This window comes from Stenotrophomonas sp. TEPEL (genome assembly GCF_004348785.1).
GTDB lineage: Bacteria > Pseudomonadota > Gammaproteobacteria > Xanthomonadales > Xanthomonadaceae > Stenotrophomonas > Stenotrophomonas indicatrix.
Window position 1 is genome coordinate 4,108,422 of the sequence record NZ_QQXJ01000001.1, and the last position, 12,513, is coordinate 4,120,934.

The 12,513-nt window shown below is 67.2% G+C and carries 15 protein-coding genes and 1 pseudogene; 8 read left to right on the plus strand and 8 right to left on the minus strand.

The genetic code is table 11. The annotated features are described in order from the left end of the window. Window positions 1–458: nuclear transport factor 2 family protein (locus TEP_RS18785; protein WP_132826579.1), on the plus strand; the 458-nt coding region annotated here is incomplete at its 5' end. Window positions 459–552: 94 nt separating this feature from the next. Here TEP_RS18785 and TEP_RS18790 read toward each other — a convergent pair. Beyond that, a complete protein-coding gene (locus TEP_RS18790) occupies window positions 553–996 on the minus strand; it encodes a Rid family hydrolase (protein ID WP_025875920.1) in 444 nt (147 codons plus the stop codon). A 217-nt stretch (window positions 997–1,213) separates the two neighbouring features. On the opposite strand from TEP_RS18790, the gene TEP_RS20040 reads away from it, so the two are divergent. Both TEP_RS20040 and TEP_RS18800 read left to right on the plus strand, forming a co-directional pair. Then, a complete protein-coding gene (locus TEP_RS20040) occupies window positions 1,214–1,573 on the plus strand; it encodes a helix-turn-helix domain-containing protein (protein WP_132826296.1) in 360 nt (119 codons plus the stop codon). Between the two features lie 475 nt (window positions 1,574–2,048). Next, entirely contained in the window at window positions 2,049–2,417 is a 369-nt protein-coding gene (locus tag TEP_RS18800) for a hypothetical protein (RefSeq protein ID WP_132826297.1), read from the plus strand. 30 nt (window positions 2,418–2,447) lie between these two features. On the opposite strand, the gene TEP_RS18805 is transcribed toward TEP_RS18800, so the two are convergent. Beyond that, window positions 2,448–3,125, minus strand: coding sequence for a hypothetical protein (locus TEP_RS18805; protein ID WP_132826298.1), 678 nt, complete (start codon window positions 3,123–3,125; stop codon window positions 2,448–2,450). Between the two features lie 108 nt (window positions 3,126–3,233). On the opposite strand from TEP_RS18805, the gene TEP_RS18810 reads away from it, so the two are divergent. Then, window positions 3,234–3,707 carry a nuclear transport factor 2 family protein gene (locus TEP_RS18810; protein WP_132826299.1) on the plus strand — a complete coding sequence of 158 codons (474 nt, stop codon included), beginning with the start codon at window positions 3,234–3,236 and terminating at the stop codon, window positions 3,705–3,707. Between the two features lie 96 nt (window positions 3,708–3,803). Here the strand turns inward: TEP_RS18810 and TEP_RS18815 are convergent, their stop codons facing one another. From TEP_RS18815 to TEP_RS18835, 5 genes are all read right to left on the minus strand, one after another. Then, window positions 3,804–4,829, minus strand: coding sequence for an NAD(P)H-dependent glycerol-3-phosphate dehydrogenase (locus TEP_RS18815; protein ID WP_032978039.1), 1,026 nt, complete (start codon window positions 4,827–4,829; stop codon window positions 3,804–3,806). A gap of 20 nt (window positions 4,830–4,849) precedes the next feature. Then, entirely contained in the window at window positions 4,850–5,368 is a 519-nt protein-coding gene (gene secB, locus TEP_RS18820; protein ID WP_049467899.1) for a protein-export chaperone SecB, read from the minus strand. A 99-nt stretch (window positions 5,369–5,467) separates the two neighbouring features. Continuing rightward, window positions 5,468–5,905, minus strand: a complete 438-nt coding sequence (locus TEP_RS18825; protein ID WP_025875933.1) for a rhodanese-like domain-containing protein — start codon at window positions 5,903–5,905, stop codon at window positions 5,468–5,470. 57 nt (window positions 5,906–5,962) lie between these two features. Further along, the gene (locus tag TEP_RS18830) at window positions 5,963–6,394 is read right to left on the minus strand and encodes a hypothetical protein (protein ID WP_080150286.1); all 432 of its coding nucleotides are present in this window, start codon (window positions 6,392–6,394) and stop codon (window positions 5,963–5,965) included. A gap of 32 nt (window positions 6,395–6,426) precedes the next feature. Then, window positions 6,427–6,894, minus strand: a complete 468-nt coding sequence (locus TEP_RS18835; protein WP_032951885.1) for a YiiD C-terminal domain-containing protein — start codon at window positions 6,892–6,894, stop codon at window positions 6,427–6,429. A gap of 33 nt (window positions 6,895–6,927) precedes the next feature. On the opposite strand from TEP_RS18835, the gene TEP_RS18840 reads away from it, so the two are divergent. The 3 genes from TEP_RS18840 to TEP_RS18850 all read left to right on the plus strand — a co-directional run bounded on the left by TEP_RS18840 (window position 6,928) and on the right by TEP_RS18850 (window position 10,115). After that, on the plus strand, window positions 6,928–7,716 hold the full coding sequence (locus TEP_RS18840; protein ID WP_132826300.1) for a uroporphyrinogen-III synthase: 789 nt from the start codon (window positions 6,928–6,930) through the stop codon (window positions 7,714–7,716). A 104-nt stretch (window positions 7,717–7,820) separates the two neighbouring features. Next, window positions 7,821–8,801: a uroporphyrinogen-III C-methyltransferase gene (locus TEP_RS18845; protein ID WP_132826301.1), complete on the plus strand. Its 981-nt coding sequence runs from the start codon at window positions 7,821–7,823 to the stop codon at window positions 8,799–8,801. 6 nt (window positions 8,802–8,807) lie between these two features. Continuing rightward, window positions 8,808–10,115, plus strand: coding sequence for a heme biosynthesis HemY N-terminal domain-containing protein (locus TEP_RS18850; RefSeq protein WP_132826302.1), 1,308 nt, complete (start codon window positions 8,808–8,810; stop codon window positions 10,113–10,115). A gap of 152 nt (window positions 10,116–10,267) precedes the next feature. Here TEP_RS18850 and TEP_RS18855 read toward each other — a convergent pair whose 3' ends face one another. Further along, on the minus strand, window positions 10,268–11,563 hold the full coding sequence (locus TEP_RS18855) for an acetyl-CoA C-acetyltransferase (RefSeq protein WP_093820881.1): 1,296 nt from the start codon (window positions 11,561–11,563) through the stop codon (window positions 10,268–10,270). A 93-nt stretch (window positions 11,564–11,656) separates the two neighbouring features. On the opposite strand from TEP_RS18855, the pseudogene TEP_RS18860 reads away from it, so the two are divergent. Beyond that, window positions 11,657–12,424: pseudogene (locus TEP_RS18860) on the plus strand (hypothetical protein); the annotation flags it as partial. Window positions 12,425–12,513 lie beyond the last annotated feature (89 nt).

The following is a 12,513-nucleotide window of genomic DNA, read 5'->3' on the forward strand; positions in this document are numbered from 1 at the left end:
GTCCCCCCCTTCCCCCGTTCACTCTCGAATCGGCGATCCAGAAGGTTCGCTTGGCAGAAGATGGCTGGAATTCCCGCGATGCCGACAAAGTGGCGCTTGCCTATTCGCTCGACACCCAGTGGCGAAACCGCGCCGAGTTCACCAACGGCCGCGAGGAAGCCCGGCAGTTCCTTGCCCGAAAGTGGAAGAAAGAGCTTGAGTACCGCCTGATCAAGGAGTTGTGGGCATTCACCGGCAACCGCATCGCCGTGCGTTACGCCTATGAATGGCGCGACGACTCTGGAAACTGGTTCCGCTCCTATGGAAACGAAAACTGGGAATTCGGCGCGGATGGTCTGATGGAGCGCCGCTTCTCATGCATCAACGACATGCCCATCAAGGACAGCGAACGCAAGTTCCACTGGCCACTGGGGCGCCGCCCGGATGATCACCCGGGGCTGTCCGACCTGGGCATGTAAGTTGCGGAGCCAACGTGGGGAAGGCCTGCGGGCGTGATTGCGCCCGCGGGCTTTCCATGTCAGCGCCGGGTGCTCCTTCGCTTCAGGGGGCCGGCTACGGCTGCACTTCAGCGCGGAACGCGATCTCGATCAACTGTTCGGGGAAGGCGAGCGCGGAAACGCCGATGAGGTTGCTGGCCACCTGGGGAACAGGCTGGCCATAGACGGCAGGCCTGACCTTGCTGCTGGCGGCGAACGCCGCAGGCACATCAATGACAAACAGGGTTTCCTCAACCACATCCGCCAGCGATCCACCCAGCTCGGCCAACAGCACCTGCGCGTTCTCGTAGGTGCGCTTCATCTGCGCTTCCATGGTGTCGAAGTTGGCAGGCTTTCCATCAGCGCCCAGAGCGGCCGGCGCCACCAGCTGTCCCTCCGGCGTGTGCGAGAGCTGGCCCGACACGAAGATCGAATTGTTCACGCGCACGGCCTGTACATACCCATAGGCCGATTCCCACGGCACGCCGAAGCTGGCCGTCTTGCGGTTGGAGGTACTCATTGCGTTGTCCTTCCAAGGATGAGGTCGCCAGTCTGCCGGCAGGCTCGGGTCTCCACCTGCCCCGAACGGGTGAGGCAAGCGTGTTCGTGAGCCTCGGGCGGCGGCTGCTGGCCGGAAGCAGACACAGACTTCGGTTGCGCCATCCATGCGCCGTTTGTTCAATCCAGCGCGTGCTCGGCCAGACATGATCTATCGGTCCCACTGCAATCCCGCACCGATGACAGATTCCGATACGTGCCGTTCGCCAATCCAAAGTACCTTCCAACGTTGTGTCATCGGTGGAGAACGAAAGGACAGATCGGCACCACCGCAGGTTGCGGAGGGGGCGATAGCCTTCTCCACCCTGTCTTCCCTGGCCGCAGTATTGAGCGATGAGAACCGCCGGCTGTTGCGACTGCTGCGCGAACTTCAACCCAGGTCGCTCACCGAACTGTCCGAACACTGCGGGCGCAAGGTTCCAAGCCTTTCTCGTACCCTTCGGATGATGGAAGGCTATGGGCTGGTTGAACTGAAACGGGTCGGGGCGTCTGTGGTGCCATCTGCCCTGGCCACGCGCTTTCTCATAGAGCTCGACTAGCACCACGCTGTATCGCCGCATCGCGAAGTTCTGTCGTTATTGCCTCGCTGACGTGTCAGCCCACTGCGGCGGCAATCACGACCCATGTCGCATATTCCTCTATCGCTGAGGGCCCTTGCGCCATCGGCGTCTGGGGCGGCTTAACAGCATGCAAGAATGCCGAAAGCGTCTTGCATCAAGCGTTGAATGCAATTTGTCTGATTGGCGTTGCGCAGCCACAGAGGTACAGATGACGGGCCATCGAAAAAGGATGGCCGGGCATCGAAAACCCGTGAGATCACACACGTTGTTTACGCTTGCCGGCCGGCGTCACCCCGCGTGGCGCCGGCTGGCAATCCGTCTGCCGGCTATGGCGGGCGGAGCGTGGAGGCCTTGCGCCTGCCGGACTTATGCGTGATCTCCCGGTTTTCGAGCCACGTCTCCGCCCGCCACCTTTGTGTGGCGGCTACCGTCTGTCCTGCACGGAGCCCCAGCCATGACTACACCGGAATTTCCTCGCCCTCATCCCTATCGCGCAGCGGACGATGCGTCATCAGAACAAGCATCTGTGATCGATCCCAGAGCTTTCATCGCCACGCTGACGCGGATTGGGAAAGGCGCAGCCGCCGACGGCCAGCCGTGGCCGGAGCGTCATCAGATGCCCGGCCGCCGCATGGCGCTGGCCGATGCGGACTGCGCACTGGCGGGCCTGCGCATCGCGCTGGAAATGCTGCTGGCGGCCGAGCGCGTCCGCCAGAACGGACCGGACGACGAATACGTGGGCGATCGGGTGATGGAGGGTTTGATGATGGCGTGCCTGGCGCTGACCGCGCAGGTCAGCGCGCGGATGCGGCCTGAGGCGTAACGCCGGAGAATCTTCCGGCGTTACCGCCCATCATTCGCAGGAATCGCCTTCTTCCTTCAGCATCGCGTCGTCCACCGGACGCTCGCGCTCGATGAGGGTGCGCTGCTCCGCGTTCGGCTCGCCCAGCCACCACACGTTGCAGCGGGCGGTAAGGCGGCCGACCATCTTCGAGTGCGTCGGCGAATACAGCATCGCCAGCGCAGTGGTCGAGCACTGGTGCGCCTGGCAGGCGGTGTAGAGCCACCACGGCTCGCCCTGCAGCACCATCAATTCGCCAGGCCCGCTGGGACCGCTCAGCAGGCGTTCGCGTAGGGAGGGGACGTTCCTGTCGGGCGATTCGGCCGCCGCAGTGTTCTTCATCAGGGCGTCGAACGCGGCCAGCACCTTCGGGTCCTTGCGGCCGCAGTCGTCCACGGTGTTGCCGCCGACCAGGGTGAAGAAATAAGTCGCCAGCGGATTGTCCGCGCAGGTGAGTTCGGCGCCGGGGGTCTCACCTTCCGGCTCGCCTTCGTTGTCCCACACCGACGGGTCCACGCCGTCTTCGACGGAGGGCGCGCGCTCGACCACCGTGGCCGTGGCGGCTGGGGCTTCCGTCGGCGCAGCAGTAGCGGCGGGTGCAGCTGCGGTGCCTGCTTCCGGTGCCGGTACCTGCGTGCACGCAGCCAGCAACGCGACCAGCCCTGCCATTCCCATCATTCGAGACGTCATTCCCTGTCCTGTGTCCATTCGCCCAGCCGGCGACCGCGTGATTCTACCCGCCAGCCAAGGTGGATACTCTGGCAATCACGCCTTCCAACACTGCCAGGATGCAGACGCATGCGCCGTTCACTACTTGCCTCGATGCTTCTCAGTGGCCTGTTGCTGGCCGGGCCTGTGATTGCGCAACAGCCCGCTGCGCCCTTACCCATCTCGCTGCCCGATGTCCCCCTGCCCGCCGCGCTGGATCGCGTGCTGCGCGATTACGAACAGGCGTGGCGCACCGGTGATGCGAAGGCGTTGGCGGGATTGTTCGCCGAGGACGGCTTCATCCTGCAGAGCAACCAGCCGCCCGTGCGCGGGCGCGGGGCGATCGAGGCGGCGTATGCCGGCCAGGGAAGCAGCCCGTTGCGGCTGCGTGCGCTGGCCTATGCCGCAGAGGAATCCACCGGTTACATCATTGGTGCCTACACCTACGGCAACAACGCAGGCGATACCGGGAAGTTCACGCTGACGTTGAAGCGCGTGGCGGGTGGGCCATGGATGATTTTTTCGGACATGGACAACACCAACGTGCCGCCGCAGTCGCGGTGATGGGCGCTGCGGGTTCCCCAGTAGATCCACGCCATGCGTGGATGGATTTCGCGCACGCACAAAAAAAACCCCGGCGCTGGGCCGGGGTTTTTCGATTCACTTGAACAGCGTATCCGGATACTCCGGCTTCTGTTCGCGTGCCAACAGCGCACGCAATCCTTCTTCCGGGGTCTGCTCGCCATGCAGCACGGCGCGCACGCGGTCGGAGATGGGCAGGTCGATGCCATGACGGCGCGCCTGTCGCATCACTTCGTCGGCGGTCTGCACCGACTCGACCACCTGGCCGATTTCGCGGATGGCGTCCTGCAGCGTCTGCCCGCGGCCCAGGGCCAGGCCGAGGCGGCGGTTGCGCGACAGGTCGCCGGTGCAGGTCAGCACCAGGTCGCCCAGCCCCGCCAGGCCCATCAGCGTTTCCGGCTTGGCGCCGATCGCTGCCGCCAGGCGCAGCATCTCGTTGAGGCCACGGGTGATCAGGCCGGCACGGGCGTTCAGGCCCAGCTGCATGCCATCGGCGACGCCGGTAGCCACGGCCAGCACGTTCTTCATCGCACCGCCCAGCTCGGCACCGACCATGTCGTCGCCGGTGTAGGCGCGGAACGCCGGGCCGTGCATGGCCTCGGCCACCGTCTGCGCGAACTCGGGCACGTCGCCGTGCACGGTGATCGCGGTCGGCAGGCCCAGGGTGACTTCCTTGGCGAACGACGGCCCGGTGACAACGGCCAGCGGCACGTCCTCGCCCAGCACTTCGCGCGCTACTTCATGCAGGAAGCGGCCAGAGCCGGGCTCGAAGCCCTTGGTGGCCCAGGCCACACCGGCACCGGCCGGACGCAGCGGTGCCAGCGCGCGCACGGTTTCACCGAAGGCATGCGACGGGGTCACCACCAGGATCCAGGCGGCACCTTCCACCGCCGACGCGAGGTCGGTGGTGGCGCGCAGCGATTCCGGCAACGGAATGCCGGGCAGGTAACGCGGATTCTCGTGGCGCTGGTCGATGGCCTCGACCACGGCGGCATCGCGCCCCCACAGCACGGTCTGGCGACCGTGGCGGGCGAGCAGCGTCGCCAGCGCGGTTCCCCAGGAACCGGCGCCGAGTACGGCAACCTTGTCAGCGGTAGTGCTCATCCGTGACGTCGCGGCCGGGATCAGGCGTTGCCGGCCGGCTCGGAGTCAGCCAGCGACGGTGCGTCGCCCTGCTCCTGGCGCTGGCGCAGGGTTTCTGCGTACAGGCCTTCGAAGTTGATCGGCTGCAGGAAGAACGGCGGGAAGCCGCCGGCCTGGATCAGGTCGCTGACCAGCTGGCGCACGTACGGGAACAGGATGTTCGGGCACTGGGTGCCGAGCAGCACGTCGATCGACTGCGGGTCCAGGCCGACCAGGCCGAACACGCCCGCCTGCTTCACTTCGGCCACGTACGCGGTGCGCTCGCCGGCCTGGCAGGTCAGGGTCACGGCCAGCACGACTTCAAAGGCATTCTCGCCCAGACGCTGGACCTGCTGGTTCAGGTTGAGCTGCAGTTCCGGCTGCACCTGGTCGTTGAAGATCGACGGGGCATTCGGCGACTCGAAGGAAACGTCCTTGACGTAGATCTTCTCGACGGTGAACGCGGGGCCGGTGGCGGCATCGGCCGGCGCAACAGCGCCGTTGGTGGTCTCTTCGGACATTTCCAATAACTCCAGTGAATGCAATGAAAACGATGGTCGAATTAGTGCGATGGGGGCGGCGGAGGGCGCAAACAAGGCCACATCCGCCACCACCTGCGATCAGTTGCGGCCCTTGACCAGCGGCAGTTCTGCCTGCTGCCACGCGGGGATGCCGCCGTCGAGCACGAAGACCTTCTCGAAGCCGGCCTTCTTCAGCGCCTTGGCGGCGGTCTCGGACGCGTTGCCGCTGCGGCATACCAGCACCACCGGGGCCTGCTTGGCGTTGGCCACCAGCTTGTGCTCGGGGCCGAACGCGCTGGCCTGGGCACTGCGGCTGCCGGCGATGTGGCCCTTTTCGAAATCAGCGCTGGGCGACAGATCCACCACCACCGTGCCGCCCGCGTTGATCAGCTGGGTCAGTTCGGCGGGCTTGATGCCCTTGAAGCCCCGGAACAGGCGGCGGATTTCGGTGACGATGAGGGCCACGGTCAGGCCGACCAGGGCCGCGGACAGCATCGGGTTTCGGCCTGCGAAGGCCAGCAACTCTTCGTAATTCACTCAGGTCACGGGTCGATTAAGCGGGCGCCGATTGTCGCACAAGCCGGACACGCCCCGTCACTGCCCCTGCCAGAGGTCCGGCAGGCCCGCACTCTGCCACCAGCGCTTGGCTTCCGGATCCCAGCGCCAGCGCTCGGTCACCACCACGGTGCGCTCGGCCTGGGTGTTCTGGTTGATCACCCCGATTTCGACCCGACGCTCGACCTGGCCGCCGTCCAGCGATGCGCTGCTGCGCTCGCGGTAGGACGACACACGCAGCTGCGCATAGCGGTTGAGCTCGAATTCGGTCGGCGGCTTGGTCTTGCGCAGCTGCGGGTCGAGATAGGCGATGGCGTCGTCCATGCTGCCCCAGCGGATGGTGGCGCCGTAGGCGATCTGGGTCTCTTCCAGCAGCTTGCGCTGCTTGCGGCTGAGGTCGTCGGCGGCAGCGCCGGCGGCGGCGCTGAGCAGCAGCAGGGAACACAGGAGGATCTGGATGAGGCGGCGCATCGGTGGGTTCCGCAGGGCGTCAGCCTGCCATCCTACCCTTTGGCGAAGGCAACGAAGCGACCGCTGAATTCGGCCGCGGCCTTGCCGTCGGCACCGGGCTGGGTGGCGACAATGCTGATGCGGGCCTTGCCGCGCTGGCGGAAGGTGGCCAGGAAGGTCTCCCAGGCGCCGCTTCCGGCCGCTTCGGCATGGGCATGCAGGTCTTCATAGACCGGTGCCAGGTAGCGCAGGTTGCTGTCGGCCACGTAGACCTCGGCGTCGTGGCCGGCCAGGCGCAGGCGCAGGCTGACCAGCGCCCAGCCGGACAGGGTCAGCACCGAGGCCAGGCTGCCGCCGAACGCATTGCCCTTGTCATTGACGTTGGCCACCAGCGGCGCGGTGATGCGCAGCACGCCGTCGGCATAGCCATCCAGGCGGATCTGCATCGCGCGGACCGCCGGCATGCAGTCCAGCACGTCCTGCAGGGCAGCCAGCGAAGAGGTCAGGGCATCAACAGCCATCAGCAGCAACCACGACAACGAAGGGCCCGCATAATGACGGCAATGGCCAACCATACGATACCCACTGGCTGGACCCTCATCTCGCTGCGCCCGCAGGGCCAGCAGGCGGCGCTGCGCCACGCCGCAGCAGGGCTGGGAGGCCGTACCGTCGCGCTTTCGCCCTGGCGGCTGCAGCGGCTGCAGGACAGCGCCGCGCGCCAGCAACTGCAACGCGCGCTGACCAGCGATCGGGTGGTGTTCACCAGCCCGGCGGCCGTGGCCGCAGCGGCCAGCCTGCTACCGCTGGCGACGGCGCAGCGCAGCCCGTGGCTGACGGTGGGCGAAGGCACCGCGCGTGCCCTGCTGGCCCATGGCGTCGCTGACGTCCATGCGCCCCAGCGGATGGACAGTGAGGGTCTGCTGGCGATGCCGGTGCTGGGCGATGTGCGGGGCATGCGGATCGGGCTGGTGACCGCACCGGGAGGCCGGGGCCTGATTGCCGCCGAACTGCAGACTGCTGGCGCACAGATCACCCGTGCCGATGTCTACCGACGGCTGCCGCTGCGCTTGTCACGGCGCATGCTGGCGCGTTTGGCCCGTTCTCCGACGCCTTGGCTGCTGGCCATCAGCAGTGGCGAGGCATTGCAGCACTTCTGGCAGCAGTTGCCTGCGCACTGGCAACAGCGGCTGCGGGCGAACGCGATCGCGCTGGTGGCCAGCGGCCGGCTGGGCACGCAGGCGCAGGCCCTGGGGCTGACCCGGGTGGTGCGCAGCGAGGGCCCTACCAGCGCTCAGCTGATGGCCGCTGCACACACTGCGCTCACTGGCCCGGCAGCGACCTGAACAGGCACCCGGCAGCGTCTTGCCGGTGTCGTCGGCAACAGTGATGCTGTGCACAACGCTGCCTGCCGGATCTGTTCCGGCATTGCCGCCGACAAGGAAGCCCGATGAACGACACTCTGCCGACCGCTCCATCGCCCCATCGCCCCCTGCGCTGGCTGCTGCCGCTTGCCGTGCTGGCGGTGCTGGGCGCGGGCGGCTATGCCGGTTACCGCTATTGGCAGAAGCAGCAGAGCGACCAGCTGGCGCAGGCGCAGACCACCGCCGTGCAGCTGAAGGGGCTGGAGGCTACGGTCGAGGCCCTGCGCCGCGACCAGCGCGCTGCCAGCCAGCGCCTGCAGGATGCGGCCACCACCAACCGGGTACTGCGCGACGAAGTGCTGGGCCTGTCGCAGCGCAGTGCCCTGCTGGAAGAAAACCTGGCCAAGCTGGCCGACAGCGCCAACCAGGGCCGCCAGGCCGTGCAGCGCGATGAGGCCGAACTGCTGCTGACCCAGGCCGCACAGCGGCTGGCCTTTGCCGATGATGTGGAGGGCTCACGCCGGCTGTATGCGCTCGCCGCCACTGCATTGGCCGACCTGCCCGACAGCGACGGCCTGAACCTGCGCCAGGCACTGGTGCAGGAACGCAACGCGCTGGATGCGTTGGGCGCCGGCCCGCGCGTGCTGTCGCTGCAACGCCTGGACGCGCTGGACAAGGCCCTGCAGGGCCTGCCTTCGCAGATCGCGCAGGCGCCGGCCAACTCCACCGAAAAACCGTGGTGGCAGGCCGCGCTGGCGCCCTTCGTGGATATCACCCCGAGCCGCCTGAACGGCCCGCTGACGTCGGCCGAGCGCGCCACCATCGATACGGCGCTGCAGCTGGAACTGACCCTGGCCCGCGCAGCGATCGAGCGCGGCGACGGCAAAGGCCGCGATGCCGCGCTGAATAGAATCGATCTCTGGGCGCAGCGGCGCTGGCCGGATTCACCGGACCTGCGCGCGCAACGTGCTGAACTCCACGCCCTGCGCTCGCTGCCATTGCAGGCCGATGACACCGTGCTTGGCAGCACTCTGCAACAACTGCGTACCCAGACCGACCGGAGGTAAGCCCGTATGAAACCCCTGCAATCACTGGTCGTGCTGTTGCTGGCAGTGGCCATTGGCGTGGTTGCCGCGCAATGGCTCGGCACCGATGACCTGAACCGCTACGGCGAAGTGACCCTGCGCTATGGCGGCTTCGACTACCACAGCAACCTGCCGAAGGTAGCGCTGCTGTCGGTGATCGGCGTGCTGGTGCTGTGGCTGCTGTGGAGCCTGATTGCCGCACCGTTCCGTGCCTGGGGCCGCTACCGCCGCAAGCAGGGCCGGGTGCGCCTGATCGACGGTCTGCTGGCCTATGAGCATGGCCAGTGGCAGCGCGCCGAGAAGCTGCTGGATGGCGCCGCCAAGGATCCGGAAGTGAGCGGGGTTGCCCTGGCCAATGCCGTGCGCAGCGCGCAGGTGCGGGCCGATGCACCCGCTGCCGAGGCGCTGCTGCAGCGCCTGGGCGAAAGCGATGCGACCTTGCAGGCACTGCTGCGTGCCGAGCAGCTGCTGGCCAACGATCTGCCGGTGGATGCGATCAACGCATTGGATGTGGCAGCGATCCAGCCGCTGCCGCCGCGTGGTCTGTGGCTGCGTACCGAAGCGCTGGCACGTGCTGGCCGCGCGCACGAGGCTTACGGCCAGCTGGGCGCGCTGCGCCAGACCAAGGTGCTGCCGGCCGAGGCCAGCAGCGAGCTGGAAGCACGACTGGCCGCGCAGGCACTGCTGGAAGCAGGCGACGTCAACGCCCTGGCTGCGCAGTGGGAAGCCACGCCGAAGGCGCTGCGACCGACGCCGGACGTGGTTGCCGCCTACGCCACCCGTGCAGTTGCACTGGACTGGGACGAACCGGCACTGCTGGCGCTTGAGCAGGCGCTGGACCACCGCTGGGATGACGAACTGGTGGCCGTGTATGGCCGTCTGCCGGCCGAACGTCTGGCCACGCGCCAGGCCAACCTGCAGCGCTGGCGCAACGTGCATGACGACTCGGCCGCCCTGCGCCTGGCCCAGGGCCGCATCGCGCTGGCGCAGCAACAGTGGGACGCGGCCGATGCGTTCCTGCATGAAGCCATCGCCGCGGGTGCCGGCGCCCCTGCATGGGAAGCGCTGGGCGAAGCCTTCGCGCAGCGTGGCGAACACGTGCTGGCCGCGCAGTGCCTGGCCAACGCGCTGCGCCTGCAGCGTGGCGAAGACAGTGTGGCGCTGGTGCGTGCACCGGCAGCGGTGGTCGACCCGCCGCTGCATGCGACCGTCGAAGAGCAGCCGATTGCACCGCTGCCGCCGGTGTACGACGCCAATGAAGAGCGCGACGCGTTCGGCAACCCGCGGATGCCGTGACCCTGGCTGAAGGTGTGCCGACCAACGGTCGGCACCCACCAGGGGATGCAATCTCGGCACCCACCAGGGGATGCAATCAACGAAAACGCCGCCCATCGGGCGGCGTTTTCAATTCCAACGTTGCCGGCCAGCGGCCGGCACTACCGTGGCGTTCAACGTTCGACGATCGCCACCACGCCCATGCCGCCGGCGGTGCAGATCGACACCAGCGCACGGCCACCGCCGCGCTCGGCCAGCTGCTTGGCCGCCGTGGCGATCACGCGTGCACCGGTGGCGGCGAACGGATGACCGGTGGCCAGCGACGAACCCAGCAGGTTGATCTTGTCCGGGTCGATGCGGCCCATCGGCGCATCCAGGCCGAGGCGGTTGCGGCAGTAATCCTCGCTCTCCCACGCACGCAGGGTGCACAGCACCTGTGCGGCGAAGGCTTCGTGGATCTCGTAGATGTCGAAGTCCTGCAGGGTCAGGCCGTTGCGCTTGAGCATCTCCGGCACGGCCACGGTCGGCGCCATCAACAGGCCTTCGCCGTGCACGAAATCGACGGCCGACACGTGTGCGTCGCGCAGGTAGGCCTGCGGCTCGTGACCATGGGCGCGTGCCCACTCTTCGCTGGCCAGCAGCACGGCGGCGGCGCCATCGGTCAGCGGGGTGGAATTGGCAGCGGTCAGGGTGCCGCGGCCGGAGACCTTGTCGAAGGCCGGCTTCAGCGTCGCCAGCTTTTCCAGCGAGGTGTCGGCACGCAGGATGTTGTCGCGCTCGACGCCGCGGAACGGTGCGATCAGGTCATTGAAGAAGCCGCGCTCATAGGCTGCGGCCAGCTTCTTGTGCGAGGACACTGCCCACGCGTCCTGCGAGTCGCGCGAGATGTTCCACTCCTTGGCCATGTCCTCGCAGTGGTCGCCCATGCTCTTGCCGGTACGCGGCTCGGCCACGCCCGGAAACTCCGGCTTGAGCTCGGCGAACTTGAAGCCGGAGGTCAGTGCGCGGATCTTGTCGCCGGTGCTCTTGGCACGGTTGGCCGCCAGCAGGCGCGCGCGCAGCTTCTTGCCATATACGATCGGCACGTCGGACGTGGTGTCTGAACCACCGCCGATGCCGGATTCGATCTGGCCCAGGGCGATCTTGTTGGCAACGGTGATGATGCTGTCCAGCGAGGTGCCGCAGGCGCGCTGCAGGGTGATGCCGGGGGTCAACGGCGACAGGCCCGAGGACAGCGTGGCTTCGCGGCCCAGGTTCCAGTCGCTGGAGTGCTTGATGACCGCACCCATCGCCACTTCGCCCAACTGCTGGCCGTGCAGGCCGAAGCGCTCGACCAGCGCTCCCAGCGTACGCACCGACATGCCGAGGTTGCCGACATCCGAATACGCCGTGTTCTGCCGGCAGAACGGAATGCGGACGCCACCGAGGATGGCGACGGGACGAGCGTTGGGCATGGAGATACCTGGCATGGATGAGGGTGTCTGCAACATGGCCTGCACGACAGAGCAGGCATAATGGGGCCAAGTGTAGCTGCCGCCCTGTGATGGGCCAACCGTGGAACCATGAGCAAACCCGACCCTGCGATGAATGCCCTTGGCGTGCTGGCCCTGGAACTGGCCGGCGGTGAAATCCCCCGCCAGGCGGTGCTCAGCGCTGAACAGGCCGGTGAACTGGCCGAACGCGTTGGCCGCGACCTGTCCAAGCTGGTGCCACAGGTGGCCGAGCTGGACCTGGTGTTCGCCGCCGCCCATTTCGATCCGGCCGAAGTGCTTCGCCCGGGCTGGCCGATCCATCGCCGCCTGGAAGAACTGCAGATGCGCGCGCCCGGTAGCAACCAGGGCCCGCGCGTGCTGGCCTTCGGCGCCGATGCCAGCGGTGATGTGCCGCTGCCGTTCCAGGCCGACGCAAGCCTGGTCGGCGGTGGCCTGCGGGTGGTGCCGTTCCTGCTGACCGGTACCGACGTGGCCACCACGACAGCCGTGGCCGCTGCACTGGAAGAGGTGCTGCTGGCCAATGGCATGGCCCATGCCGATACCGCGCTGATGGCGCAGAACACGTTCGGTGCGCGCATCGAGCACGCACGCTATTTCACCGTGAACGACCTGGCCGCGATGATGTCGATGCAGTACGACAATCAGGGTTTGGCCGCGCTGTGGCCGCTGATTGAAACCGCGATCATGGCCCCGGGCCAGGACGAGTGGCTGAGTGACGCGCCCGAGCCGTTGCTGCGCTATACGCAGGGCGAAGCGCGCATGGCGCTGTTCGACCCGGCCGGCTGGTGCGCCCATTACAACCACGGCAAGGGCGACTGCGAGCGCCTGCAGGGCATGCCCGGCGCTACCGGCGGAATACGGTAGCGGCGGGCCATGCCCGGCGGATCAACCGAAAAACGCCGGCTTGCGCCGGCGTTTTCGTTTTC